Origin of the sequence: Pseudomonas sp. LRF_L74, assembly GCF_965644255.1 — a bacterium.
Classification (GTDB): Bacteria; Pseudomonadota; Gammaproteobacteria; order Pseudomonadales; family Pseudomonadaceae; genus Aquipseudomonas.
In genome coordinates, this window is record NZ_CBFFRH010000004.1 from 261,464 (window position 1) to 287,714 (window position 26,251).

The following is a 26,251-nucleotide window of genomic DNA, read 5'->3' on the forward strand; positions in this document are numbered from 1 at the left end:
TATTTAACCACAGCGTGCCGCCGAAACCAAAAGCCGAAAACCTCTGCCAGTGGCCCATGTCTGAAGATTCCCCACAACTGATCCAACTCACCGCCGAAGTGCCTTCCGAACTGGGCGGCCAGCGCCTGGATCAGGTCGCCGCGCAACTGTTCGACGAATACTCGCGCTCGCGCCTCTCCAGCTGGATCAAGGATGGCCGGCTGACGGTCGACGGCACGGTCCTGCGCCCGCGCGACGTGGTCCACAGCGGCGCCGTGCTGGCGCTCGAGGCCGAGCAGGAAGCTCAGGGCGAATGGATCGCGCAGGACATCGCGCTGAACATCGTCTACGAGGACGAGCACCTGCTGGTGATCGACAAGCCCGCCGGGCTGGTGGTCCACCCCGCTGCCGGGCATGCCGATGGCACCCTGCTCAACGCGTTGCTGCACCATGTGCCGGACATCATCAACGTGCCACGCGCCGGCATCGTCCACCGCCTGGACAAGGACACCACCGGCCTGATGGTGGTGGCCAAGACCCTGCAAGCCCAGACCAGGCTGGTCGACCAGTTGCAGAAACGCACCGTCAGCCGAATCTATGAATGCATCACCATCGGCGTGATCACTTCGGGCGGCAAGATCGACGCGCCAATCGGCCGCAGCTCGGCCAACCGCCAGCGCATGGCCGTGGTCGACGGCGGCAAGCCCGCAGTCACCCACTATCGAGTGCTGGAACGCTTCCGCTCGCACACCCATGTGCGGGTCAAGCTGGAAACCGGCCGCACCCACCAGATTCGCGTGCACATGACCCACGTCGGCTATCCGCTGGTAGGCGATCCGCTGTACGCCGGACGCTTCCGCATTCCGCCTGCCGCCAGCCCGACGCTGGTGCAGACCTTGCGCGAGTTTCCGCGCCAGGCGCTGCACGCGCGCTTCCTCGAACTGGAGCACCCGGTCACCGGCGAGCGCATGAAGTGGAAGTCCGAACTGCCGGACGATCTGGTCTGGCTGCTCAGCCTGCTGCGCCAGGACAACGAGTCCTTCGTCTGATGGCCAGCGACTGGCTGCTGCCCGACTGGCCCGCGCCGCGGAATGTGCGGGCCTGCGTGACCACCCGGGCAAACGGGATCAGCCAGCCCCCCTTCGACAGTTTCAACCTTGGCGACCACGTCGGCGATGATCCGCTGGCGGTGGCCCATAATCGCCAGCACCTGGCAACCGCACTCGACTGCCAGCCGACCTGGCTGCGCCAGGTGCATGGCGTGAGAGCGGTCGAAGCGAGCGCCTCACAGGTAGAGGAAGCCGACGCCAGTTGGAGCGCCACCCCTGGCGTCGCCAGCCTGGTAATGACCGCCGATTGCCTGCCGGCACTGTTCTGCGACCGCGCAGGCACGCGTGTCGCCGCCGCCCACGCGGGGTGGCGGGGCCTGGCCAACGGCGTATTGGAAGCCACCCTGGCGACATTCGCTGAGCCACAGGACGTGCTGGTCTGGCTCGGCCCCGCCATCGGCCCGGATGCCTTCGAGGTCGGCGCCGAAGTGCGCGAAGCCTTCGTTTCCACTCATCCTCAGGCTGACTCGGCATTTCGCGCCGGCGCCCATCCGGGCAAATACCTGGCCGACATCTATCAACTGGCCCGCATCCGCCTGGCCGCCCAGGGCGTGACGTCCGTCCATGGCGGCGGCTTCTGTACGGTCAGTGATCCGCGCTTCTTTTCCTACCGCCGCGCCGCGCGTACCGGGCGTTTCGCTTCCCTGGTGTGGCTGGTCGACTGACCTGAATCAACGCCGCTGCGCTTGAATCGCACAAAACTGTCCTCATCTAGTCTTCATCTCGGAGCCTCGTCATTGAGCAATTGACCGCTCAGGCTCTCTTATACGAAGGAAGGACATATCCATGCGAATCGACCGTTTGACCAGCAAGCTGCAACTTGCACTTTCCGATGCCCAGTCCATCGCCGTCGGCCTCGACCACCCGGCCATCGAACCGCTGCACCTGATGCAGGCGCTGCTCGAACAACAGGGCGGCTCGATCAAGCCGCTGCTGCTGCAGGTCGGCTTCGACATCAACAGCCTGCGCCAGGCGTTGACCAAAGAGCTGGACCAGTTGCCGAAGATCCAGAACCCCACCGGCGACGTGAACCTATCCCAGGATCTGGCGCGCCTGCTCAACCAGGCCGACCGCCTGGCGCAGCAGAAAGGCGACCAGTTCATCTCCAGCGAACTGGTGCTGCTGGCGGCAATGGATGAGAACACCAAGCTCGGCAAGCTGTTGCTCGGTCAAGGCGTGTCGCGCAAGGCTCTGGAAAACGCCGTGGCCAACCTGCGCGGCGGCGAAGCGGTCAACGACCCCAACGCCGAGGAGTCGCGCCAGGCCCTGGACAAGTACACCGTCGACATGACCATGCGCGCCGAGGACGGCAAGCTCGACCCGGTGATCGGCCGCGACGACGAAATCCGCCGCACCATCCAGGTCCTGCAACGGCGGACCAAGAACAACCCGGTCCTGATCGGCGAGCCCGGCGTGGGCAAGACCGCCATCGTCGAGGGCCTGGCCCAGCGTATCGTCAACGGCGAAGTGCCAGACGGCCTGAAGGACAAACGCCTGCTGGCGCTGGACATGGGCGCGTTGATCGCCGGTGCCAAGTTCCGCGGCGAGTTCGAAGAGCGCCTGAAAGCGGTGATCAATGAGCTGTCCAAGCAGGAAGGCCGCATCATCCTGTTCATCGACGAACTGCATACCATGGTCGGCGCGGGCAAGGCCGAGGGCGCGATGGATGCCGGCAACATGCTCAAGCCGGCCCTGGCCCGCGGCGAGTTGCATTGCGTCGGCGCGACCACCCTCGACGAGTACCGTCAATATATAGAGAAGGACGCGGCCCTGGAGCGACGCTTCCAGAAAGTGCTGGTCGACGAGCCGAGCGAAGAAGACACCATCGCCATCCTGCGGGGCCTCAAGGAACGCTACGAGGTGCACCACAAGGTCACCATCACCGATGGTGCGATCATCGCCGCCGCCAAGCTCAGCCATCGCTACATCACCGATCGGCAACTGCCGGACAAGGCCATCGACCTGATCGACGAGGCCGCCAGCCGCATCCGCATGGAAATCGACTCCAAGCCCGAGGCCCTGGACCGCCTGGATCGTCGCCTGATTCAGTTGAAGGTCGAGCGCCAGGCGCTGAAGAAAGAAGAAGATGAAGGTGCGCGTAAACGCCTGGCCAAGCTCGAAGAAGAGATCGACAAGCTGCAGCAGGAATATGCCGACCTGGAAGAAATCTGGAAGTCCGAAAAAGCCGAGGTACAAGGCTCCGCGCAACTGCAACAGAAGATCGAACAGTCGAAGATCGAGCTGGAAGCCGCGCGGCGCAAGGGCGACCTCAACCGCATGGCCGAACTGCAATACGGCGTGATTCCCGACCTGGAGCGCAGCCTGCAGATGGTCGACCAGCACGGCAAGCCGGAGAACCAGTTGCTGCGCAACAAGGTCACCGACGAAGAGATCGCCGAGGTGGTCTCCAAGTGGACCGGCATTCCGGTGAGCAAGATGCTCGAAGGCGAGCGCGACAAGCTGCTGCGCATGGAAGACGAGTTGCACAAGCGGGTAATCGGCCAGAACGAAGCCGTGGTTGCCGTGGCCAACGCGGTGCGCCGCTCCCGTGCCGGCTTGTCCGACCCGAACCGGCCCAGCGGCTCGTTCCTGTTCCTCGGCCCAACCGGCGTCGGCAAGACCGAGCTGTGCAAGGCCCTGGCCGAATTCCTCTTCGATACCGAGGAGGCGATGGTGCGCATCGACATGTCCGAGTTCATGGAGAAACACTCCGTAGCTCGCCTGATCGGTGCACCACCCGGCTACGTCGGTTACGAGGAAGGCGGCTACCTGACCGAAGCCGTGCGCCGTCGCCCGTACTCGGTGATCCTGCTGGACGAAGTGGAGAAAGCGCACCCGGATGTCTTCAACATCCTCCTGCAGGTCCTCGACGACGGTCGCCTGACCGACAGCCAGGGGCGTACGGTGGACTTCCGCAACGCCGTGGTGGTGATGACCTCCAACCTGGGCTCGGCGCAGATCCAGGAACTGGTCGGCGACCCCGAAGGCCAGCGCGCGGCGGTGATGGATGCGGTGAGCAGCCATTTCCGTCCGGAGTTCGTCAACCGTATCGACGAAGTGGTGGTGTTCGAACCGCTGGCCCGCGAACAGATCGCCGGCATCGCCGAGATTCAGATGCAACGCCTGCGCAATCGCCTGGCCGAGCGCGAGCTGTCGCTCGAGCTGTCGCCGGCGGCGCTGGATAAGCTGGTGGGGATCGGCTACGACCCGGTCTACGGCGCCCGTCCGCTCAAGCGTGCGGTGCAACGCTGGATCGAGAACCCGCTGGCGCAGATGATCCTCGCCGGCAAGTTCTCGGCGGGCGGTTCGATCAAGGCCGATGTCGAAGGCGACGAGATCGTCTTCAACTGACGCCCAGGCGCTGACTGAGGCGCTCTTGCCTCAGTCAGCGCGCAACCGTCGCCCTGGCGCGTAAGGCGCCGGGTCGATGATCGGCACACGCCCCAGCATCAGATCGGCCAACAAGCGGCATGAGGCCGGAGCCAGCACCAAGCCATTGCGGAAATGCCCGCAATTCAGCCAGAGTCCGGGATAGTCTGCGACCTCGCCGATGAACGGAACGCCGTTCGGCGAACCAGGCCGAAGCCCCGCCCAATGCCCAACCACCTGGGCATCCGCCAGCGCCGGCAACAGCTCTTCGGCAGAAGCCCTCAAGCTGCCCAGCGCGATCTCGGTGGGCGTCTTGTCGAAGCCTTCGTATTCAAGGGTACTGCCGACCAGAATGTGTCCATCACGACGGGGAATCGCGTAGCGCCCCTTGGCCAATACCATGCTGGGCAGGAAATCGTCGGCGCATTTATAGAGGATCATCTGCCCTTTGACCGGCTCCACCGGTACCTGCAGATCGAGCTTCGCCAGCAGTTCGCCACTCCAGGCTCCAGCCGCGACCAAAACACGCTCGCCGCGTATCTCTCCAGCAGCAGTACGCACCCCGACGACGCGCGTGCCGTCCCGGACGAAGCCGGTCACCGGTGTATTCTCGAGCAGGCGTACATTGCCCATGCGCAGCAACGCTTCACGCAGGGATCGCACCAAACGTGGGTTGCGCACATTAGCCACATCGGGCATGTGCAGCGCATGTCGATACCCCTCGCCCAGAGGCGGTACCGCAACGGCGACCTGCTCGACCGGTACGTCGAGCAACGTGCGCCCTTGTTGCTGCGCCCAGGCCAATGCCTGGTCGGCATCATCCAGATCCAGCCAGTACAGCCCGGTGACATGCACCTCGGGATCGATACCGCTGAGGCCAGCCAGTTCGTCGGCGAAACCCGGATAGAAATCCTGCGACCAATGTGCCAGCGCCGTAACCGGCTGGCTGTAGCGCCAGGGATAGAGCGGCGAAACGATCCCTCCTCCCGCCCAGGAGGACTCCCTGCCCGCCCGTCCCGACTCCAGAAGCGTCACCGACACCCCGGAGCGCGCCAACTGATAAGCCGAGAGCAAACCGATGGCCCCGGCACCGACGACAACCACCTCGTTTTTCAAACCACACCTCAAACTGCATAACCACTGCTTTGACGTTGGGCTGCCGTGGGTTAGAAAGAACCGGCGGCCAGGAAGGCTGCCAATCATACGTGCAAAAGGAATCGCACCATGGACCGAAATCAATATCGGGCGTTCAGCCTGGTAGAGCTGCTTGTCGTATTACTCGTCCTATCGATAGCGTTATGCATAAGCCTGCCTAATCTACAGAGCCTGATACATTCCAGTCTCAGCCAGAGTACCCACGACAAACTAAAGGCAAGTCTTCATTTCGCCAGGGCTTATAGCATCCAACACCAGATCAATGTCGAACTCTGTGGCTCACAACACGGCGAGCGGTGCGAAGGCTCATGGCAGCACGGCTGGTTGATACGCGAGCGCAGCAGCGCAAAGGTCATCCAGATCATTCGCATCAAAGACGACCTGCGCCTGACCTGGAATGGGTTTTCCAAGCCAGTAGGCTTCAAACCATCAGGGCATTCAAGCATCAGCAACGGCACGTTCACGTTGTGTGATGAACATGGTCAAGCGCTCTGGAACATTGTTCTGAATCGCCAAGGCAGAGCCCGCACCGTAGCCGCGTCACATCTGAACAGCAAGGCCTCGTCAGCGTGCAGGGGAAGCTGACCGGCCATCCACCCCGTTCTCCCTCTCGTCCAACAGAGAGCGTCATTGAAAGGTTTCTCTGGCATATCTGCTGGATGAAAGGAGTTTTTCAGCATGCCAAGACACCGCAGTGATGGGTTCACCATTATCGAACTAATGATCGTCGTGGCCTTGCTGGCAATTTTCGCCAGCATCGCGCTGCCGGCATTCAACAGTTTGATAGAAAACAATCGTGTGAAAAGTGCTGCTGATGAGTTCCAGGCCTTGCTCATATCGGCACGCAGCAATGCCGTAACGCTCCGCAAGACCATCGATGTGACGCAAACAGATACGGTGTGGAGTTCTGGCGATCGAGAGATGAAAGTGCCGGATTCTGTGACGGTAGAAGGCAATGAGGCGAAAATCACCTTCTATCCCAATGGCACAGCCAGTGTTTCCTCCACCTCTTTTTCGAGCGCCCAAAACAGCACCTCATACACCATCAGTACGAGCCTGCCAGGACTAATCAAGAAAACCCAGGACTGAGCATGAACATCAGCAAGAACGCCCAAGGTTTCAGCTTGATTGAGGTGCTGGTCGCCATCGTGCTGATCTGCATCGGAGTACTCGGGATGGTCGCCCTGCAAGGACGCACCATTGCCTATACCCAGGATTCGGTACAACGCAATGCCGCCGCCGCGCTGGCCGACGACCTTCTGGAAATGATGCGCGCCGACCTCGATGCAGTCGTGAGCGATGACGGTCTTCCCGAGAGCACATCCGACTACTACAAGGCGGAAGGGAGTGACTTCCCCGATGCGCCCGAGGATTGCAGCTCGCTTGCCAGCCTCAGCGCCAGCGAGCGCCTGGGGTGCTGGGCCGCACGCGCCCAGGCCTCGCTGCCTGGAGCGTCCGACCTGATGAACGAGCAGTTCCACATCTGCAGAACCAAAACGAGCAAGACCTGCACCGATGATGGCTCGACGATAGAAATACAGCTTGCCTGGGCAACCAAAAACGGCGAATGCCTGGATTCAGAGAGCGAAGACTTCTGCACCTATCAGTTGCGCGTGGAACTATGAAGATGCCCAATTCCTTTCATCAACAACACGGCCTCTCGCTGATTGAATTACTCGTCGCCATGCTGATTAGTTCTTTCCTGATAATCGGCGTCACCCAGATCTACATCGACAACAAACGCAATTATCTCTACCAGCAAGGGCAGGGCGAAAATCAGGAAAACGGACGCTTCGCCCTCATGTTCCTCGAAGGCCAGTTGAGCAAGGCAGGCTATCGGCGTGATCCACGTAGCGACATGAGCAGTGCTTTTCCGGCCGCAACCGTCAATAACTGCACATTTGCCGCTGGACAGGTCGTCGTCAGAGTCGACGATGAAAGCATCTGCCTGAGGTACCAGCCCCGCGATGAAAACGAAACCGATTGCGAAGGCAATACCTTCTCGGGCAGCAGCTCTCTCTCCGAACCCTACGCGGAAACTTTCAATACGTCCGAAAACATCGTGGAAAAGATCACGTACGAGGATGGGGAACTCCGCTGCAACGACCAGTCGCTGGTCACGGGATTGCAAGCCATCTATTTCGACTTCGGTGTCAACGACGATGCGGACACTAAGGCCGTGACCTCATACAAGCCCGCCCCCGCAGCGGCAGACTTTATTCGCAGCCTGCGTTACTCGCTGTTGCTGACAGCCACCCAAAGCAATCTCGCCCAGGGAATCGAAAGCAAGCTGTGCGAAAACTCTGCCAATACCGATGATATGGGCGACTGGGAAAAACTGACGGGCCAGGAGCTCGACTGCGACGACGATAAGCTCTATCAAATGGTCAGCGGTAGCACAACCTTGAGGAATCTGATGCCATGAACTTCCCCGGCCAACAACAAGGTACCGTCCTGTTCATTGCCTTGGTCATGCTCTTGGTCATTACCCTTCTCGGTATCAGCAGCATGCGTGAAGTCATGCTGGAAAGCCGTATAACCGGAAACCTGATCGAACAGAAAAAGTTGTCGGGCTCCGCCGAATCGGCACTTCGCGAAGCGGAAAGAAGAATCACGAATGACAAGAGCGTCACCGATTGTGCAGAGAGCAGTACCAGCCCTTGCTATGACGGGGAAGCCACGGACGAGAACTACACGTTCGCCGACGCTACTGCATACAGCGGTCTCGACGGCGACACGGAACTGGATCGCCAGGCACGCTGGTATATCCGACTCATCGGCGGCCCTTATACAGCCGGTTCCACCGGGGCAAGTGCCAACGGTGCAAGCAATGCACTCGCGGGAACCGATGAGGCCTCCAGTGGAAGCAGCTTCTACTACGAAGTAAACGCCCAGTCCTACAAGGAAGGCGAAGACAGTGACACCTGCCTGTCGACCAGCCTGTGCCTGACCTCGACCGTTACCTTGTTTATCCAATGAGCCGCCAGGAGATCGCCATGTTTCAACGGATAGCCGCATCAGTCCTCGGCGTCATTCTCGGCCTGGCGATCAGCCTGCCGGCCGCCTGGTCGGCCTCATCGAATATCCTCGCCCAGACCCCGCTGTTCGTCAGCGAGTCGGTCCCGCCGATGAACATGCTGGTGGTCAGCAAGGACCACAAGCTATTCGCCCCGGCCTACAACGATGCCTCGGACATCGATGACGACGGCGAGCTGGACATCTACTACAAACCCGACATCGACTACACCGGCTACTTCGATTCCTACAAGTGCTACAGCTACGACAGCACGAACGGTATGTTCACGCCGGCCGCCACCACCACCGACAAGAAGTGCAAGAGCAGTACGGGTCGCTGGAGCGGCGACTATCTCAACTACCTGACCATGTCGCGTATCGACGTACTGCGCAAGGTACTCTACGGCGGCTACCGCTACACCGATACCGCCACTACCACCGTCCTGGAACGGGTCTTCGTCCCCAATGACGCGCACAGTTGGGGTAAGGAGTATCTGAGCTACGCCCGCGACGGCTACTATGTTTCCGACTACACCCCGCTGAGCGAACCGACCAACAGCAAACACATCCTGTTCGCCAACACCTCATGCCCCAGCAGTGGCTGCTCAACTTCATCTATTACCAGCTACAGCGACGGTGCACTGCCCAAACTGCGCATCATCACCAGCAGTCAGCAGGGCAGTTCCACCTACCGCATCTGGGGCTGGGTCTCGCGGGAAAGTAGCCAGGGCACCAACAGCATCACCAGTACCAGCAATACCACCAGCACCATTACACCAACTTACGATTACACCGTGCGGGTCAAAGCCTGCGTCAGCGGACTGCTGGAGGACAATTGCACGCAGTACGGCAGCAACTACAAGCCGACCGGCCTGCTGCACGACTACGGGGCCTCGGACAAGATGTACTTCGGCCTGCTGTCCGGCACCTACGCCAACAACCTGCGCGGCGGCGCCCTGCGCAAGGCGCCGGATAGCTTCAGCGACGAGTACAACAGCTCGACCGGCCGCTTCCTCACCAACACCACCAGCAGCAACAACAGTTCCTCACGAACCTACACGAACACCAACGGCATAGTCGCCAACCTGGACCGGCTCATTTACACGGACAGTTGCAGCACCGCCACCGCCAACCCGCTGACCAACGGCAACTGCAACGACTGGGGCAACCCGCTGGGCGAGATGGCCTACGAAACCCTGCGCTTCTTTGCCGGCAAGTCGGCCTACTCGCCCTACGCCGCCAGCACTGCGGACACCAACCTCAAGCTCACCAGCGTCGGCACCTGGACCAATCCCTACAGCACCAGCAAAATTTCCAGTTGCACGGCGCCCTACATGACCCTGGTCAGCGACATCAACCCCAGCTACGACTCCGATGTGCCCGGCAGCAGCCTCGGCACCGACAGCAAACCCACCACCGACATCGGCTTCGACTTTTCCAGCCTTGGCCAGACGCTCTGGAACAAGGAAATCGGCAGCAGCGTCTCGGTGAACATCGGACAATCCGGCTCGACCAACGATTCAGCCCCTACCGCCAAGACCGCCAGTAGCTTCGCCACGATCCGCGGCTTGCCGGAAGAACCGACACGCCAGGGTAGTTACAGCACCGCCGCCGTCACCTACTTCGGCAGCCAGAACGAAATCTCCGCGTCCGGTAGTCACCCTGTCCAGTCTTTCTCCGTGGCGCTGTCGTCCACCCTACCGAACATCCAGATCACCAACACGGCCGGAAATACCGTGACCTTCAAGCCCTTCGGCATGGAAGTCAGCAACAACAAGGTGGTCGAACAGATCACCGGCTTCTACATGGACACCATGGCCAACACCTCGACCAAGAACGCCGCCAGCAACGTCAACGGGGGACGCGCCTACTACAAGTTCCGCGTGGTCTACGACGACTCCGCGCAGAACAGCGACTACGATATGGACGCCATCGTCCTGTACGAGGTGAAGCTGAACGCGGACGACAGCGTCTCGATCACCAGCACCACCGAATACTCGGTGGGCAGCTACGAGTCGCACATGGGCTACACCATCGCCGGCACCACCAAAGATGGCGTGTACCTGGAAGTGACCGGCGGCGGCAGCGGCACGACCCACTACAGCCTGGACACCCCCGACGGCAAGGACGCTAGCGGCTGCGTAACCAACACCAGCAGTTGCGCCTACCTGCCCGGCCTGAAGAACAGCAGCGCGACCATCAGCGGACGCAACGCCTACCACACTCGCACCTTCACCGCCTCGGCCAGCACGGGTATCACCAACCTGGAAAACCCCATGTGGTACGCCGCCAAGTATGGCAAAAGCGACCTGACCACCTGGGACACCGACAATGACGGGGTACCGGACAACTACTTCCTGGTCAGCAACCCGACCAAACTGCAGGCCCAGCTCAAGTCGGCCTTCGACAGCATCCTGCAACTGAACAGCAGCGTCACCTCACCAACCGTCAGCACCGAAGCTGCCCAGGACAATACGGTATCGGACACGACCTATACCTATACGACCAGCTTCGACGTCGATGGCTGGAGCGGTGATCTGAAAAAAACCGACACGGCCACCTCGACTCTGGTGTGGAAAACCTCGTCGACCATCACCTCATCCAGTAGCCGTAACATCTACTTTGCCCAAAACGACAGTCTACGCAGTTTCACCTGGAGCAATTTGAGCAGCGCCCAGAAAGCACTGCTGAACCGCACCAGCGCTGGCGCCACCGACACCAACGGAGAGGCACGCGTAGCCTTTATACGGGGTGGCAGCAATAGCGCGTTCCGCACCCGTACCACCCTGCTTGGCGATATCATCAATTCCTCCCCGCTATTGGTGAACGGTGCAAACTACAACACGACCAAGGCCAACAGTCTCGAAGGAAGCACTAACTACAGCACCTACAAAACCCAGCAGGAAAGCAAACCAGCAGTAATCTATGTCGGCGCCAACGATGGCATGCTGCATGCCATCAACGCGTCGAATGGGACAGAAATATTCGCCTTCATTCCAACGGCCGTAATCGAGAACCTGCCTGCCCTTACCGCTTCCGACTATGGGGAAGAAGATGGAACCGAACATCAATATTTTGTCGATGGTTCGCCCGTTGCACGGGACGTCTACTTCAACGGCTCCTGGCACAAAGTCCTGCTAGGCAGCCTCGGCGCGGGTGGCCGGGAAGTCTTCGCTCTGGATATCACCGATCCGGAGCAACCGGAACTGCTCTGGGAGTTCACCAACGAAGAAGACGCGGACATGGGCTACAGCGTTCCCAAACCCAACATCGCCCGCCTGCACAACGGCAAATGGGTCGCTCTCGTCCCCAACGGCTATGAAAGTGGCAACGCCCTGAAAGCCGTAATGTTCGTGCTGGATATAGAAACGGGCGAGATCCTCAGCAAGCTCGAAGCGACCCCGACACTGAACACTGGCGAGGCGGCGACGTCCCTGGGTAACGGGCTGTCGCGCATCACCGACTCCGACTTCAATGGCGATGGCATTGCCGACTATGCCTATGCTGGCGATCTGCTCGGCAACCTCTGGCGCTTCAACCTGCTTGATACCAGTGCCGATTCACCCTTGACCGCCGAGGCCAACGACAGTCAATTCGGCGTATCTTTCAATGGCAAGCCGTTATACACCGCCCGCGACGGTGCCGGTTCGCGCCAGCCCATTACCGCCGCCCCGACCCTGACCAAGCACAGCAGCGGCCTGGGCTACCTTGTGACATTTGGCACCGGCCGTTATCTGACGACCACGGACAAGACTTCCGAAGATCAAGAGAGCCTTTACGCGATCTGGGATCGCAAAACGGATGGACAGGCCACCACCACGTCTCTGACCCAGAGCAAGACGCGTAGCGCCTTGCAGCAGCAGACCATGAGCAGCAGCACCTTCGATGGCAGCACGGTCTACAGCTTGTCGACAAACACCGTCGACTGGTACGAGGGCTCGGATACCGGTGACAGCGACGTCAATAAATGGGGCTGGTATTTCGACTTCAGTCAAACAGGCGAACGACTGATCTACGATATGTATCTATACGGCAATACGCTTGTCCTCACGACGATCACCCCGATAGACAATGACTGCTCCGCCGGGATGAGCGGCACCGTCTATGGAATCGACCCGAAGAGCGGCGGTGCTACGAGCTACTCGACGTTCGACCTGGATGGCGATGGCGACTATGAAGCCAACATATCTGGATTCGTCATTGACGGCGGCAACAGCACGATCTCCAACGGCAAGGTCTATGTGAATGGCGATAGTGGTGGCGGCGGTGGTGGCAGTGGCGTCGAAGAAACGCCGCTGAATGCAGGCGTGTCAGAAGGTCGGCAGACTTGGCACCAAATCAACACTGAGGAGGAATAACTGGTGCGTCACATCCAGTATCGGCACTTATCGGCAGGCTTTACCCTGATCGAAGTCATGATCGTCGTGGCCATTATCGCGATCCTGGCCGCGATTGCGTATCCAAGCTATGACGCCTATGTGAAACGCGGTTATCGAACAGAAGGCCAGGCCTTCCTTGCCGATGTCGCCGCCCGGGAGGAACGTTACTTCGCCCAGAACAATGAATACATTACGTCGACAGACGACAGCGACAAGCTGAATCTGAAGAACGGAAACAATTCGGACACAGGGAAATACACATTATCGATCAGTAAAGTTGATGACGACGGTGGCTATACCCTGACGGCCCAACCGCAGTTCGACGATACAAAGTGCGGCGACCTGATACTTAATGCAACGGGTGATCGGGAGGCAGGAGCAGACGACTGCTGGCGCTAACAGGGCGTAACAAAAAACCGGCTCATTCAAGCCGGTTTTTCATTGGTGAACTCACACCGCCTTCATCCGCAATTCCTTCGGCACGGAGAATGTAATGTTCTCTGGCCGCCCATCCAGTTCTTCCGCGCCAACCGCCCCCCACTCACGTAAACGCTCGACCACGCCACGCACCAGCACCTCGGGGGCCGAGGCACCGGCGGTGATGCCGATCCGGGCGATACCATCGAACCAGCTACGGTGCATGTCATCCGCGCCGTCGATCAGGTAAGCCGGCGTGCCGATGCGCTCGGAAAGTTCGCGCAGGCGGTTGGAGTTGGAGCTATTAGGACTGCCGACGACCAGCACCACATCGCACTCGTCTGCCAGTTGCTTGACCGCATCCTGGCGGTTCTGGGTGGCATAGCAGATGTCGTCCTTGCGCGGGCCGCCAATACTGGGGAAACGGGTACGCAGGGCGTCGATCACCCGACTGGTGTCGTCCATCGACAGGGTGGTCTGGGTGACGAACGCCAGGTTCTCCGGATTACGCACCTGAAGCTCAAATACGTCCTGCTCATCTTCGACCAGATAGATAGTGCCGCCATTACGGTCGTCGTACTGGCCCATGGTGCCTTCGACTTCCGGGTGCCCCTCATGACCGATGAGGATGCACTCGCGGCCATCGCGGCTGTAGCGCGCCACTTCCAGGTGGACCTTGGTGACCAATGGGCAAGTGGCATCGAACACTTTCAGGCCGCGATTATCGGCCTCCTTGCGTACAGCCTGGGAAACGCCGTGGGCGCTGAAGATGACGATGACGTTGTCCGGAACCTGATCGAGCTCTTCGACGAAGATCGCGCCACGGGAGCGCAGGTCCTCCACGACGAACTTGTTGTGCACCACTTCGTGACGCACGTAGATCGGCGGGCCGAAGACTTCCAGGGCCCGGTTGACGATCTCGATGGCACGGTCGACACCGGCACAGAAACCACGCGGATTGGCGAGTTTGATTTGCATGCTGCCTACCCCGGCCTCAGGCCGGCTTTACCTCGATGATTTCCACGTCGAAGCTGAGTGTCTTGCCTGCCAGCGGATGATTGAAGTCGATGGTCACCTGGGCCTCGTCGAACGCCTTCACTACGCCCGGTAACTCGGTGTTCGCTGCATCATTGAAGATCACCATCAGGCCTTCCGACAACTCCATGTCCTGGAACTGGCTTCGCGGCATGACCTGAACGTTCTGCGGGTTGGGCTGGCCGAAGGCGTTTTCCGGCTCGATCTGCAGCGTGCGCTTGTCACCGGCCTTGAAGCCATAGAGCGCAGCCTCGAAGCCCGGCAGCAGGTTGCCGTCACCGACCTTGAAGGTGGCAGGCTGCTTGTCGAAGGTGGTGTCCACCACTTCACCGGTCGCCAGTTTCAGGGCGAAATGCAGGGTGACGACCTTGTCCGAGCCAATGCGTTGTTCATCAATCATGAACGGGTTCTCCGGACTTCTTGCTCTTGAACATGTCCAGCGCCAGCATCACCGCGCCGACGGTGATCGCGCTGTCGGCCAGGTTGAAGGCCGGGAAGTAATATTCGCTCTGCCAGTGGACGAGGATGAAGTCGACCACATGACCGAGCACGATGCGGTCATACAGGTTACCCAGAGCACCGCCCAGTACCAGCGCCAGGGCTACGGCCAGCCAGGTCTCGCTGGGCTTCAGGCGCTTGAGCCAGACGATCAGCACGGCGCTGACCGCCACGGCGATGGCGGCGAAGAACCAGCGCTGCCAGCCCGACTCGCCAGCCAGGAAGCTGAACGCGGCGCCCTTGTTATAGACGTGGGTCCAGTCGAAGTAGCCGTTGATCAGAATCAGCCGCTGACCATAGTCGAGGGTGTTGAGCACGATCTGCTTGGTAGCCTGATCGAGCACCAGCACCAACACGGTCAGCCACAGCCAGGACAAGCGCCCTATGCGCGACAACTCAGACATGCCTGCGCTCCTCACCCGAGCCTTCGATGTTGGTCACGCAGCGCCCGCACAGCTCGGGATGCAGGGCGTGGCTGCCAACGTCGGCGCGGTGGTGCCAGCAGCGCGCGCACTTGGCATGGACGGACTTGAGGATTTTCAGCTTCAAGCCGCCCAGCTCGGTAGCGACCGCATCGGCTGGCGCCTGTGCCAGTGGCTCGACCTTGGCAGCCGAGGTGATCAGGGCGAAGCGCAGCTCGTCGTCCAGCTTGGCCAGGGTCGCCTGCAACGACTCATCGCCGAACAGGGTGACCTCGGCCTGCAAGCTGCCGCCAATCGATTTGGCCGCACGCATGCTTTCCAGCTCCTTGTTCACCGCGGCCTTCACCTCGGTGACCTTGGCCCAGTAGCCGCGATCCAGTTCGAAGCCTTCCGGCAGCAGTTCGAGGCCTTCATGCCAGGTATTGAGCATCACCGATTCGTTACGCTCACCCGGCAGGTATTGCCAGATTTCGTCGGCAGTGAACGACAGGATCGGTGCGATCCAGCGCACCAGCGCCTCGCTGATGTGGAACAGCGCGGTCTGGCAGGAACGACGCGCGACGCTGTCGGCTGCGGTGGTGTACTGGCGATCCTTGATGATATCGAGGTAGAAGCCGCCCAGTTCCTGCACGCAGAAGTTGTGCAGCTTGGAGTAGACGTTCCAGAAACGGTACTCGCCATAGGCCTCGACGATTTCGGCCTGCAGGCGCGCGGTGGCGTCCACCGCCCAGCGGTCGAGGGCGATCATCTGCTCGGCCGGCAGCAGATCCTTGGCCGGGTCGAAGCCCTTGAGATTGGCCAGCATGAAGCGCGCGGTGTTGCGGATACGACGGTAGGCGTCGGCGCTGCGCTGCAGGATTTGATCGGATACCGCCATCTCGCCGGAGTAATCGGTGGAGGCGACCCACAGGCGCAGGATATCGGCGCCCAGGCTGTCGATGACCTTCTGCGGCGCGACCACGTTGCCCAGGGACTTGGACTGCTTGCGGCCCTGCTCGTCGACGGTGAAGCCGTGGGTCAGCAGCTCCTTGTACGGCGCGTGGCCGTCGATGGCGCAGCCGGTCAGCAAAGAGGAATGGAACCAGCCACGGTGCTGGTCGGAACCTTCCAAGTACAGGTCGGCAGCCGGGCCACTCTCATGCGCCAGTTCGGCGTGGGAACCACGTAGCACGTGCCAGTGGGTGGTGCCGGAATCGAACCAGACGTCGAGGGTGTCGCGGCTCTTGTCGTATTGAGCGGCCTCGTCACCCAGCAGTTCGGCGGCGTCGAGCTTGAACCAGGCTTCGATGCCGTCCTTCTCGACACGCTGGGCGACTTCTTCCATCAGTTCGACCGTACGCGGATGCAGTTCGCCACTCTCTTTATGAGTGAAGAACGGGATCGGCACACCCCAGTTGCGCTGACGCGAGATGCACCAGTCCGGACGGCCAGCGATCATGCTGTGCAGACGTGCCTGGCCCCAGGCCGGGACGAACTTGGTTTCTTCGATGGCTGCCAGCGAGCGCTCACGCAGGGTGCCGCCTTCATTGGGCTGCTTGTCCATGCCGACGAACCACTGCGCAGTGGCACGGTAGATCAGCGGCGTCTTGTGACGCCAGCAATGCATGTAGCTGTGGTTGATGGTCTCGTGCTTGAGCAGCGCGCCGACTTCTTCGAGCTTGGCGAGGATGTCTGCGGTGGCTTTCCAGATGAACTGGCCGCCAAAGAACGGCAGCGACTCGGCATAAACGCCGTTGCTCTGCACCGGGTTAAGGATGTCGTCGTTGCTCATGCCATAGCGTTTGCAGCTATAGAAGTCGTCCTCACCGTAAGCCGGTGCGGAGTGAACGATACCAGTGCCGGCGCCCAGCTCGACGTAGTCGGCCAGATAGAGCGGCGACAGACGCTCGTAGAACGGGTGACGGAAGTTGATCAGCTCCAGCTCGGCGCCCGCCACGGTAGCGATGACTTCGCCTTGCAGACCGTAACGCTGCAGGCAGCTTTCGACCATTTCTTCGGCCAGCAGCAGCAGACGATCACCGACGTCGACCAATGCATAGTTGAATTCCGGGTGGACGTTCAGCGCCTGGTTGGCCGGGATGGTCCAAGGCGTGGTGGTCCAGATGACGATGGCAGTCGGTTTGCTCAGGCTGGTCAGACCGAAAGCGGCGGCCAGTTTTTCGGCATCTTCGACCGGGAAGGCGACGTCGATGGCTTCGGACTTCTTGTCTTGGTACTCGACCTCGGCCTCGGCCAGGGCCGAACCGCAATCGAAGCAAAAGTTGACCGGTTTCAGGCCCTTGAACACGAAGCCGTTCTTGACGATCTCGGCCAGGGCGCGGATTTCACCGGCCTCGTTGGCGAAGTTCATGGTCAGGTAAGGATTGTCCCACTCGCCCAGCACTCCCAGGCGGATGAAGCCAGCCTTCTGTTCGGCTACCTGTTCGGCGGCATAGGTGCGGCAGCGCTCGCGGGTCAGGTCCGCCGGCTGGTTCTTGCCGAAGGTGGTCTCGACCTTGTGCTCGATCGGCAGGCCGTGGCAGTCCCAGCCCGGCACGTAGGGGGCATCGAAGCCGGCCAGGGTCTTGGAACGGGTGATGATGTCCTTGAGGATCTTGTTCAGCGCATGACCGATGTGAATGCTGCCGTTGGCATAGGGCGGGCCATCGTGCAGAACGAAGGACGGCCGATCCTTGCCGATCTCGCGCAGCTTCTGGTACAGGCCAATGCTGTCCCAGCGCGCCAGGGTTTGCGGCTCGCGCTGGGGCAGGCCGGCTTTCATCGGGAAGGCAGTGTCCGGGAGGTTCAGCGTGGCTTTGTAGTCGGTCATCTCAGGCTCTTGGCTTCATGGGTACGAGCGGCAATCAATCCAGCGGTTGGCCGAGCCAATAGGCTCGCGCCGCGGCGACATCCGCATCTATCGCCGCTTTCAATGCCTCCAGCGAGGCGAAACGCTGCTCATCCCGCAGCTTTTTATGGAAGGTCACCGTGACGCGCCGGCCGTAAAGGTCGCCAGCGAACTCCAGCAGATGCACTTCCAGATGGGGACGCCCATCGCCGGCGACCGTTGGCCGCTGGCCGATATTGGCCACCCCGTGATAACGCACGCCATCCTCGGCCTGCGCAGAAACCAGGAAAACCCCACGCAAGGGCGGCTGGCGCCTCTTGAGCTGGACATTGGCAGTCGGCGCGCCGAGTTGGCGGGCCAGTTTCTGCCCGTGCAACACCCGCCCGGCCAGGGCGAAAGGCCTGCCCAGCAGACGCTCGGCACGCTCCAGTTCGCCCTTGTGCAAAGCGTCCCGCACGCGCGAACTGCTGACCCGCTCACCGTCCAGCTCGACCGTCAGCGCTGCTTCGACGCTGAAGCCTTGCGCCTCTCCCGCATGCACCAGAAAGGCGAAATCGCCAAGCCGGTCGCAACCGAAGCGGAAATCGTCGCCGACTTCCAGATGCCGAACCCTCAATCCCTCGACCAGAACCTGCTGGACGAACGCACTGGCGGACAGCTCGCGCAGGCGACGGTTGAAAGCCAGGCACAACACCAGGTCCACGCCTTCGGCCGCCAGCAACTCCAGCTTCTCACGCAGGCGGGTCAGGCGCACCGGTGCACTGTCCGGGGTAAAGAATTCCCGCGGCTGTGGCTCGAAAATCACCACGCAGCTCGGCACACCCAACTCGATGGCGCGCTCACGCAGGCGCGCGAGAATAGCCTGATGCCCTCGATGCACACCGTCGAAATTGCCGATGGTGGCGACACATCCCTGGGTCAGGGTTTGCAGATTGTGAAGGCCTCTAACCAGCTGCATAGCGCGCTTCTTGCTTACAAAGTGCCCGATTATACGCACAGCGAGCGGTGGGCGACAGGCTGCGCGTCAGCCGATTAGCCCAGGCTGCGCCGGGAAAAATGGCGCAGGCGAAAGCCCAGGACCAGCAAGGCGCCGAAGTAAACCGACACGCCAAGCACAACCAGCCCAGCGAGGCGCAGCAGACGCCAGAGCATATCGCCCTGCGCCCAATCCGGCACCCATTGCATGACCACCAGCAACGCCGCGGCCATCAGCAATACCGCCACGACCAGTTTGAGCAGGAATCCCATCCAGCCAGGCTGCGGCTGGAACAGGCCGCCACGCCGCAGCTTCCAATACAGCAGGCCGGCATTCAGGCATGCCGCCAGGCCGATGGACAACGCCAACCCCGCATGGGCAAGCGGGCCGATCAGGACCAGGTTGAGCAGTTGCGTGACCACCAGCGTGATCAGGGCGATGCGTACCGGTGTCTTGATGTTCTGCTGGGCATAGAAGCCCGGAGCCAGGATCTTCACCAGAATGATGCCGAGCAAGCCGACGGCATAAGCGATCAGCGCCTGCTGGGTCATCAAGGAATCGTTCGAAGTGAACTTGCCATACTGGAACAACGAGACAGTCAACGGCTCGGCCAGCACCGCCAGCGCCACCGCGCAAGGCAGCACCAGCAGAAAGCACAGGCGCAGCCCCCAGTCGAGCAACCGCGAATACTCGTCGCGATTGGAGCTGGCGTAGGTTTTCGACAGCGCCGGCAGCAGGATCGTCCCCAGGGCAACACCGAGCACGCCCGATGGCAATTCCATCAGACGGTCGGCGTAGTACATCCACGACACCGAACCGGCGACCAGGAATGAAGCGAAGATGGTGTTGATGATCAGCGATACCTGGCTGACCGAGACGCCGAAGATCGCCGGCCCCATCTGCTTCAGCACCCGCCACACCCCCGCATCGCGCAGATTCAGGCGCGGCAGCACGAGCATGCCGATGCGCTTGAGATGCGGCAGTTGGTAAAGCAACTGCAGCAGGCCGCCGACCAGCACCGCCCAGCCCAGCACCATGATCGGCGGGTCAAAATAGGGCGTGAGGAACAGGGCGAAGCCGATCATGCTGAGATTCAGCAGGGTCGGCGTGAATGCCGGCACCGAGAAACGGTTCCAGGTGTTGAGCACCGCTCCGGCCAGGGAGGACAGCGAGATCAGCAATATATAAGGGAAGGTCAGGCGCAGCAGATCGACGGTCAGCGAGAAACGTTGCGGCTCATCAGCGAAACCAGGCGCGGACACCCACACGATCCAGGGCGCGGCGAGCATGCCGACCAAGGTGACGATGGCCAGCGCAAGAGTCAGCAAACCCGAGACGAAGGCGATGAAGGTTCGCGTGGCCTCCTCGCCCTGCTGGGTCTTATATTCCGCCAGGATCGGTACGAATGCCTGGGAAAATGCCCCTTCGGCGAAGATTCGTCGCAGCAGGTTGGGCAACTTGAAAGCCACGACCCAGGCATCCGACGCCACGCCGGCACCGAAAATCCGCGCGATCAGCGTGTCGCGAACAAACCCCATGATCCGGGAAAGCATCGTCAGCGAACTGACAGCAGCCAAAGACTTTAGCAAATTCATGAGGTTAGCGTTTACCCTGGAAACAACGCAGCGCGATTGGCGCACAAGGCCGTCGAGTTTAACCAGCCGCCGCCGGTCAGGCCAGTACGGACTGGCGCCGGCAGACTTGACACGAGCCCAACGCATCGGCATGATTCGCGGCCTTATTTGTTTGCTATCCCCCCTAGTATTCGAGGAGCTTGACGGTGGCCAATACACCTTCTGCCAAAAAACGCGCCAAACAGGCTGAGAAGCGTCGTAGCCATAACGCCAGCCTGCGCTCCATGGTTCGTACCTACATCAAGAACGTGGTCAAGGCTATCGACGCCAAGGACCTGGAGAAAGCCCAGAACGCCTACACCCTGGCCGTTCCGGTCATCGACCGCATGGCCGACAAGGGCATCATCCACAAGAACAAGGCCGCTCGTCACAAGAGCCGCCTGAACGGCCACATCAAGGCACTCAGCCAAGCTGCCGCCTAAGCCGTCAGGTTCTTGAAAAAACCGGCCATTGGCCGGTTTTTTTATTGCGCTCAAAAAATCCGGCCTCGCCGCAGCCGCGGCGAGGCCCGACCCCCTCAGTGTGCCCAGGGCAGGATCGGAATCGCCGTCACCGCATTCTGCGGGCTACCCTCGATCACGCGATCGCTATACACCAGATACACCAGCGTATTGCGCTTTTCATCGAAGAAACGCACGACCTGCATGCTCTTGAACACCAGCGAGGTTCGCTCCTTGAACACCTCCTCGCCATCGGCCAGCTTGCCCTTGAACTCGATAGGGCCAACCTGGCGACAAGCGAGCGACGCCTCGGCGCGGTCCTCGGCCAAGCCAAGACCACCCTTCACGCCCCCCGTCTTGGCCCGCGACAGGTAGCAGGTCACACCCTCGACCTTCGGATCATCGAACGCCTCGACGACGATCTTGTCGTTCGGGCCGACCCATTTGAAGACAGTGGACACCTCGCCAATCTGCTCGGCCGAAGCCCACAGCGGCAACGCACACAGCAACCCCACCCAGACACGCTTCATCGACTCTCTCCCCAAAACCCAAATTCGCACAAGCCCCGACAACGAGACATCACACCAGAATCATATTGTCCCGATGCAACAGCTCCGGCTCGTCGACGTAGCCCAACAGACGCTCGATGGCATCCGACGAATGGCCGATGATTTTCTGCGCCTCGAGCGCACTGTAGTTGGCCAGGCCACGCGCGATCTCGCGCCCGTCCGGACCGACGCAGACGACCATTTCGCCGCGCCGGAAACTGCCCTGCACCTCGCGCACGCCAACCGGCAACAGGCTCTTGCCGTCACGCAGCACCGCCTTCACCGCACCCGCATCGAGCACCAGCGTGCCGCGGGTCTGCAGATGGCCGGCCAGCCACTGCTTGCGCGCCGCCAGCAGGCCACGCTCAGGCGCCAGCAGCGTACCCAGGCGCTCGCCCGCATGCAGGCGATCCAACACCCGCTCGATACGCCCCCCCACGATCACCGTATAGGCACCGGAACGCGCCGCCAGGCGCGCCGCGCGCAACTTGGTCTGCATGCCGCCACGACCGAGCGCACCACCGGTTCCACCCGCGACCGCATCCAGCGCCGCATCATCGGCGCGCGCCTCATAGATAAGCTGGGCATCGGGATTGTGCCGCGGATCGGCATCGAACATGCCATCACGATCAGTGAGGATCACCAGCAGGTCGGCCTCGACCAGGTTGGCCACCAGCGCCGCCAGGGTATCGTTGTCACCAAAGCGGATCTCGTCAGTGACCACGGTGTCGTTCTCGTTGATCACCGGGATCACCCCCAGCTCGACCAGCGTGCGCAAGGTGCTGCGCGCATTCAGGTAGCGCTTGCGGTCGGAAAGGTCGTCATGCGTCAGCAATACCTGGGCCGTCTGCTCGTCATGCCCGGCGAAACTGGACTCCCAGGCACGCACCAAGCCCATCTGCCCCACCGCCGCAGCCGCCTGCAGCTCATGAATGGCACTCGGCCGGGACACCCACCCCAGGCTACTCATGCCCGCCGCCACGGCCCCGGAAGAAACCAGCACCAGCTCGACACCAGCACGGCGCAACGCCACCATCTGCTCGACCCAGACCGCCATCGCATCACGATCAAGACCACGACCATCGGCAGTCAACAGCGCACTGCCGATCTTCACCACCCAGCGCTGCGCGCCAGTCACCTTGTCCCGCATGTCAGAACCCCAGAACCAGTCAGCACAACGCCGCTAAGAAGCGGCGCTGCAAGATACCCTGTTTTCAGTCACGGACGTAGATGATCTCAGGACCATCCTCGTCATCCTCGAAGTCATCCCAATCGTCGTCATCATCCACATCATCGACACTCTTGAGACCCGCCTTGCGCAGCGCACGCCGGTCGTCCAGCGCCTGGATACGGGCACGCGCCTCATCCTCGATACGGCGATCCAGCTCAGCGAGCTCTTCAGCGTACGCAGGCTCCTCGACCTTGCGCAGCTCACGCTCATCGAGATAACGCATGATCGCCTGCGTCAGCGACTCGGTCCCTTCGCTCTCTAGAGCCGAAATCACATGCACCGGGCCTTGCCAGTCGAGACGCTCGACCACCGCACGCATGCGCTCCTCGCGCTCATCGTCGAGCAATTGATCAGCCTTGTTCAGCACCAGCCAGCGATCGCGATCGGCCAAGGCCGGGCTGAATTTCTCCAGCTCGCGAATGATGACCTCGGCGGCCTCGGCCGGATCGCTTTCATCCAATGGCGCCATGTCGACGAGGTGCAGCAGCAGGCGGGTACGCGCCAGGTGCTTGAGGAAACGGATACCCAGGCCAGCCCCCTCAGAGGCGCCCTCGATCAGCCCCGGGATGTCCGCGACCACGAAGCTTTTGTAGCGTCCGACACTGACCACACCCAGGTTCGGCACCAGGGTAGTGAATGGATAGTCCGCCACCTTCGGCTTGGCTGCGGACACGGAACGAATGAAGGTACTCTTGCCGGCATTCGGCAAGCCGAGCAGACCGACATCGGCCAGCACCTTCAGCTCGAGCTTCAGGTCACGCGCATCACCCGGCTTGCCTGGCGTGGTCTGGCGCGGTGCGCGGTTGGTACTGGACTTGAAGCGGGTATTGCCCAACCCATGCCAGCCGCCCTGAGCGACCAGCAGACGCTGGCCCGGCCTGGTCAGGTCGCCGATCACCTCCTGGGTGCCGGCATCGATCACGGTGGTACCCACCGGGACCGGGAGGATCAGGTCCTCACCCTTGGCACCGGTACACTCGGTGCTGCCGCCCTTCTCTCCATTGCGCGCATTGAAGCGGCGGGTATAGCGATAGTCGACCAGGGTATTCAGGTTCTCGTCGGCCTCCATGAATACGGAGCCGCCGTCGCCACCATCACCGCCGTTGGGGCCACCCTTCTCGATGAATTTCTCACGACGAAAACTCATCATGCCGTTGCCGCCGTCGCCGGCTTTTACAAATATCGAAACTTCGTCAACGAATTTCATGGGTACGCCTCCCGTCGCGGGACGGGCCAATGGAACACGAGTTACAGGATATACAGAAACAAAAAAGCCCCGTCGCGAGACGAGGCTTTTTCAGCGAACGCGGGCTTAGGCAGCCACGACGCTCACGTAACGGCGACCGAAGGCACCCTTGACTTCGAACTTGACCACGCCATCCACTTTCGCGAACAGGGTGTGGTCTTTGCCGATGCCAACGCCGTAGCCGGCGTGGAACTGGGTGCCGCGCTGACGCACGATGATGTTGCCGGCCTTGATGACCTGGCCGCCGAACAGTTTCACGCCAAGGCGTTTACTTTCCGAGTCGCGGCCGTTGCGGGTAGAACCGCCAGCTTTTTTGTGTGCCATGAGTCAAATCCTCCAAAGAAGGGATCGAGGGCTGAAAGATCAGGCCTGGATACCGGTGATCTTGATTTCGGTGAACCACTGACGGTGGCCCTGACGCTTCATGTGGTGCTTGCGGCGACGGAATTTGATGATGGTCACTTTGTCGTGACGGCCTTGGGAGACCACTTCAGCGACAACCTTGGCACCATCGACGACCGGCGCACCGATCTTGACGTCGTCGCCATTGCCAACCAGCAGAACGCGGTCGAAGGTAATGGACTCGCCAGTGGCGACTTCCAGTTTTTCGACCTTGAGGAATTCACCTTCGGCGACTTTGTATTGCTTGCCACCGGTAACGATTACAGCGTACATGGATTGCTCTCCGTGAAACCTGCTCACCCGACGCTTTAGAGAAAGAGTTATGGGCCGGCATGGCTGCACGACATCGGGATGATGCCGTTGCAATTGCGTAAGGCAGGGAGTTAGGGGCCGCGATTGTACGGAAAGGCCAATCCCGAGGCAAGCCCTGCCCGTCCTTGCCTTGACAGGCCCTACCCTGCCCCCTAGCATGCCGCGCAACCCGCCCGGGCCCGGCCAGGCGCCGCGGTCCTGCTGGCTCCGCACCTCCCGGTGAGGTTGGAGCGTCTCAGTTTCAGGAGCAACGATGCAACCCCAGTCCTTCTACAGCGTGGTCGCGGACGATTTCGCTGCCGTCGACGGCATCATTCGCCGCCAACTGGTTTCCCGCGTTCCACTGGTGGAAAAGATCGGTGACTACATCATTTCCGCCGGCGGCAAGCGCCTGCGCCCACTGCTCGTCCTGCTGAGTGGCAAAGCCCTTGGCTATCAGGCCGACGACCTGCGCCTGCTGGCCGCGACCATCGAATTCCTGCACACCGCCACCCTGCTGCACGATGATGTGGTCGACATGTCCGGCATGCGTCGCGGTCGCGCCACCGCCAACGCCCAATGGGGCAACGCACCCAGCGTGCTGGTCGGCGACTTCCTTTATTCACGCTCCTTCGAAATGATGGTCGAGCTGGGTTGCATGCCAGTCATGCACATCCTCTCCCACGCCACCCGCGTCATCGCCGAAGGCGAAGTGCTGCAACTGACCAAGGTGCGCGACGCCAGCACCACCGAAGAAACCTACATGGAGGTCATCCGCGGCAAGACCGCAATGCTCTTCGAAGCCTCCACTCACAGCGCCGCCGCACTGGCCGGTGCTGACGAAGAGGTGCGTAACGCTCTACAGACCTTCGGTGACCACCTCGGTATCGCCTTCCAACTGGTCGACGACCTGCTCGACTACCAGGGCGACAGCGAGACCCTGGGCAAGAACGTCGGCGACGACCTGGCCGAGGGCAAGCCGACCCTGCCGCTGATCTACACCATGCGCGAAGGCACCGCCGAACAGGCGGCCCTGGTGCGCAAGGCGATCCAGAAAGGCGGCGTGGAAGACCTCGAAAGCATTCGCGCGGCCGTCGATGCCTCTGGCGCCCTGGCCTACACCGCGAAACTCGCCCGCGAGCACGCGGATCGCGCCATCGCCTGCCTCGACAAGTTGCCGGCCAACCCCTATCGCGACGCCCTGATCGAATTGAGCCGGTTTGCCGTAGCCCGCACACACTGATCGTCAAGCACTGTTGAAAGCCCGTCCTCGTGACG

The 26,251-nt window shown here is 61.2% G+C and carries 24 protein-coding genes; 12 read left to right on the top strand and 12 right to left on the bottom strand.

The window, feature by feature from the left end; genetic code table 11:
- Positions 1-56 precede the first annotated feature (56 nt).
- The 3 genes from rluD to clpB all read left to right on the top strand — a co-directional run bounded on the left by rluD (position 57) and on the right by clpB (position 4,439).
- Entirely contained in the window at positions 57-1,028 is a 972-nt protein-coding gene (gene rluD, locus ACSZPK_RS12585; RefSeq protein WP_437881804.1) for a 23S rRNA pseudouridine(1911/1915/1917) synthase RluD, read from the top strand.
- Positions 1,028-1,753 (top strand): peptidoglycan editing factor PgeF, encoded by a 726-nt coding sequence (gene pgeF / locus ACSZPK_RS12590; protein WP_437881805.1) that lies wholly within the window; start codon positions 1,028-1,030, stop codon positions 1,751-1,753. The genes rluD and pgeF overlap by 1 nt, the downstream gene beginning before the upstream one ends.
- A 121-nt stretch (positions 1,754-1,874) precedes the next feature.
- Positions 1,875-4,439 carry an ATP-dependent chaperone ClpB gene (clpB, locus tag ACSZPK_RS12595; protein WP_437881806.1) on the top strand — a complete coding sequence of 855 codons (2,565 nt, stop codon included), beginning with the start codon at positions 1,875-1,877 and terminating at the stop codon, positions 4,437-4,439.
- A 30-nt stretch (positions 4,440-4,469) separates the two neighbouring features.
- Here the strand turns inward: clpB and thiO are convergent, their stop codons facing one another.
- Positions 4,470-5,573 carry a glycine oxidase ThiO gene (gene thiO / locus ACSZPK_RS12600; RefSeq protein ID WP_437881807.1) on the bottom strand — a complete coding sequence of 368 codons (1,104 nt, stop codon included), beginning with the start codon at positions 5,571-5,573 and terminating at the stop codon, positions 4,470-4,472.
- A gap of 108 nt (positions 5,574-5,681) precedes the next feature.
- Here thiO and ACSZPK_RS12605 point away from each other — a divergent pair, with 108 nt between their 5' ends.
- The 7 genes from ACSZPK_RS12605 (at position 5,682) to ACSZPK_RS12635 (ending at position 13,405) form a co-directional block, all read left to right on the top strand.
- Positions 5,682-6,197 carry a GspH/FimT family protein gene (locus ACSZPK_RS12605; RefSeq protein ID WP_437881808.1) on the top strand — a complete coding sequence of 172 codons (516 nt, stop codon included), beginning with the start codon at positions 5,682-5,684 and terminating at the stop codon, positions 6,195-6,197.
- Positions 6,198-6,290: 93 nt separating this feature from the next.
- Positions 6,291-6,701, top strand: coding sequence for a pilus assembly FimT family protein (locus ACSZPK_RS12610; protein WP_437881809.1), 411 nt, complete (start codon positions 6,291-6,293; stop codon positions 6,699-6,701).
- A gap of 2 nt (positions 6,702-6,703) precedes the next feature.
- The gene (gene pilV, locus ACSZPK_RS12615) at positions 6,704-7,237 is read left to right on the top strand and encodes a type IV pilus modification protein PilV (protein WP_437881810.1); all 534 of its coding nucleotides are present in this window, start codon (positions 6,704-6,706) and stop codon (positions 7,235-7,237) included.
- Positions 7,238-7,239: 2 nt separating this feature from the next.
- Complete coding sequence (locus tag ACSZPK_RS12620) at positions 7,240-8,037, top strand: PilW family protein (RefSeq protein ID WP_437881811.1); 798 nt, start codon at positions 7,240-7,242, stop codon at positions 8,035-8,037.
- Complete coding sequence (locus ACSZPK_RS12625; RefSeq protein ID WP_437881812.1) at positions 8,034-8,591, top strand: pilus assembly PilX family protein; 558 nt, start codon at positions 8,034-8,036, stop codon at positions 8,589-8,591. The genes ACSZPK_RS12620 and ACSZPK_RS12625 overlap by 4 nt, the downstream gene beginning before the upstream one ends.
- A 17-nt stretch (positions 8,592-8,608) precedes the next feature.
- Positions 8,609-12,985: a pilus assembly protein gene (locus ACSZPK_RS12630; protein WP_437881813.1), complete on the top strand. Its 4,377-nt coding sequence runs from the start codon at positions 8,609-8,611 to the stop codon at positions 12,983-12,985.
- Positions 12,986-12,988: 3 nt separating this feature from the next.
- Complete coding sequence (locus ACSZPK_RS12635) at positions 12,989-13,405, top strand: type IV pilin protein (protein ID WP_437881814.1); 417 nt, start codon at positions 12,989-12,991, stop codon at positions 13,403-13,405.
- A gap of 51 nt (positions 13,406-13,456) precedes the next feature.
- Here ACSZPK_RS12635 and ispH read toward each other — a convergent pair whose 3' ends face one another.
- The 6 genes from ispH to murJ form a co-directional block, all read right to left on the bottom strand.
- Positions 13,457-14,401, bottom strand: coding sequence for a 4-hydroxy-3-methylbut-2-enyl diphosphate reductase (gene ispH / locus ACSZPK_RS12640; protein WP_437881815.1), 945 nt, complete (start codon positions 14,399-14,401; stop codon positions 13,457-13,459).
- A 16-nt stretch (positions 14,402-14,417) separates the two neighbouring features.
- Positions 14,418-14,858 (bottom strand): FKBP-type peptidyl-prolyl cis-trans isomerase, encoded by a 441-nt coding sequence (fkpB, locus tag ACSZPK_RS12645; RefSeq protein ID WP_437881816.1) that lies wholly within the window; start codon positions 14,856-14,858, stop codon positions 14,418-14,420.
- Positions 14,851-15,360, bottom strand: a complete 510-nt coding sequence (gene lspA / locus ACSZPK_RS12650) for a signal peptidase II (RefSeq protein WP_437881817.1) — start codon at positions 15,358-15,360, stop codon at positions 14,851-14,853. Before lspA ends, fkpB begins: the two co-directional genes overlap by 8 nt.
- A complete protein-coding gene (gene ileS / locus ACSZPK_RS12655; protein WP_437881818.1) occupies positions 15,353-18,187 on the bottom strand; it encodes an isoleucine--tRNA ligase in 2,835 nt (944 codons plus the stop codon). The genes lspA and ileS overlap by 8 nt, the downstream gene beginning before the upstream one ends.
- Positions 18,188-18,221: 34 nt before the next feature.
- The gene (gene ribF, locus ACSZPK_RS12660) at positions 18,222-19,163 is read right to left on the bottom strand and encodes a bifunctional riboflavin kinase/FAD synthetase (RefSeq protein WP_437881819.1); all 942 of its coding nucleotides are present in this window, start codon (positions 19,161-19,163) and stop codon (positions 18,222-18,224) included.
- Positions 19,164-19,237: 74 nt separating this feature from the next.
- Complete coding sequence (gene murJ, locus ACSZPK_RS12665; RefSeq protein ID WP_437881820.1) at positions 19,238-20,776, bottom strand: murein biosynthesis integral membrane protein MurJ; 1,539 nt, start codon at positions 20,774-20,776, stop codon at positions 19,238-19,240.
- A 185-nt stretch (positions 20,777-20,961) separates the two neighbouring features.
- On the opposite strand from murJ, the gene rpsT reads away from it, so the two are divergent.
- Positions 20,962-21,237 (top strand): 30S ribosomal protein S20, encoded by a 276-nt coding sequence (gene rpsT / locus ACSZPK_RS12670; RefSeq protein WP_437881821.1) that lies wholly within the window; start codon positions 20,962-20,964, stop codon positions 21,235-21,237.
- A 95-nt stretch (positions 21,238-21,332) separates the two neighbouring features.
- On the opposite strand, the gene ACSZPK_RS12675 is transcribed toward rpsT, so the two are convergent.
- From ACSZPK_RS12675 to rplU, 5 genes are all read right to left on the bottom strand, one after another.
- Positions 21,333-21,785, bottom strand: a complete 453-nt coding sequence (locus ACSZPK_RS12675) for a CreA family protein (protein WP_437881822.1) — start codon at positions 21,783-21,785, stop codon at positions 21,333-21,335.
- Positions 21,786-21,834: 49 nt separating this feature from the next.
- Positions 21,835-22,953, bottom strand: coding sequence for a glutamate 5-kinase (proB, locus tag ACSZPK_RS12680; protein ID WP_437881823.1), 1,119 nt, complete (start codon positions 22,951-22,953; stop codon positions 21,835-21,837).
- Positions 22,954-23,017: 64 nt separating this feature from the next.
- A complete protein-coding gene (cgtA, locus tag ACSZPK_RS12685) occupies positions 23,018-24,241 on the bottom strand; it encodes an Obg family GTPase CgtA (protein ID WP_437881824.1) in 1,224 nt (407 codons plus the stop codon).
- Between the two features lie 105 nt (positions 24,242-24,346).
- Positions 24,347-24,604, bottom strand: a complete 258-nt coding sequence (rpmA, locus tag ACSZPK_RS12690) for a 50S ribosomal protein L27 (RefSeq protein ID WP_437881825.1) — start codon at positions 24,602-24,604, stop codon at positions 24,347-24,349.
- A gap of 39 nt (positions 24,605-24,643) precedes the next feature.
- Positions 24,644-24,955, bottom strand: coding sequence for a 50S ribosomal protein L21 (gene rplU, locus ACSZPK_RS12695; protein WP_437881826.1), 312 nt, complete (start codon positions 24,953-24,955; stop codon positions 24,644-24,646).
- Positions 24,956-25,247: 292 nt separating this feature from the next.
- On the opposite strand from rplU, the gene ACSZPK_RS12700 reads away from it, so the two are divergent.
- Complete coding sequence (locus tag ACSZPK_RS12700; protein WP_437881827.1) at positions 25,248-26,216, top strand: polyprenyl synthetase family protein; 969 nt, start codon at positions 25,248-25,250, stop codon at positions 26,214-26,216.
- Positions 26,217-26,251: the final 35 nt, after the last annotated feature.